This window comes from Staphylococcus gallinarum (genome assembly GCF_000875895.1).
GTDB lineage: Bacteria > Bacillota > Bacilli > Staphylococcales > Staphylococcaceae > Staphylococcus > Staphylococcus gallinarum.
In genome coordinates this window covers 1-826 of sequence record NZ_JXCF01000106.1, presented here as the reverse complement: position 1 = coordinate 826, position 826 = coordinate 1, and the positions used below count along the sequence as shown (strand labels likewise).

At 39.0% G+C, this 826-nt stretch carries 1 protein-coding gene; it reads left to right on the top strand.

The features are described 5' to 3' along the window. The coding region (locus SH09_RS13645; protein ID WP_042740174.1) for a MucBP domain-containing protein at nucleotides 1-826 on the top strand (826 nt) is incomplete at both ends.

Genomic DNA, 826 nt, shown 5'->3' with positions numbered 1-826 from the left:
GCTTGTAAAAGTTCAAGATGGTGACGAAGAAACTGGTAAAGTAGTTAAAGGTAATATTGATGTTACTTATATCTACAAGTTGAAAGAGACACCAGAAGAACCGGGTAAACCAGAAGAACCAGGTAAACCAGAAGAACCAGGTAAATATATTCCATATATTCCTGCAGATCCAACGGATCCGACTAACCCAAATGATCCATTAAATCCGACAGATCCGAATACAGGTAATCCAATTGAACCAGTACCGTATGATGAAACACCAGAAGATCCAAGTGATAATCCGCCAGTTCCAAATGTTGATGGATATGTGCCGGTAGATCCAGGTAGTCCAACAGATCCCTTGAAACCGAAAGATCCAAACGATCCAACAAAAGGATATGAACCACCAGCACCAAAAGATCCAAATGATCCAACAAAAGACACACCAGTACCATACGTTCCAGCAGGAACAGTAACAGTTCATTATGTGAATGAGACTGGAGAAGTTATTAAAGATCCAACAATGGATACGGAGAAATCACCAGTTGGTAAAACATACAATACAAATGAAAACGGAACTGAAATTCCGAAAGAAATCACTGGTAAAGATGGTCAAGAGTATGTGCTTGTAAAAGTTCAAGATGGTGACGAAGAAACTGGTAAAGTAGTTAAAGGTAATATTGATGTTACTTATATCTACAAGTTGAAAGAGACACCAGAAGAACCGGGTAAACCAGAAGAACCAGGTAAATATATTCCATATATTCCTGCAGATCCAACGGATCCGACTAACCCAAATGATCCATTAAATCCGACAGATCCGAATACAGGTAATCCAATTGAACCA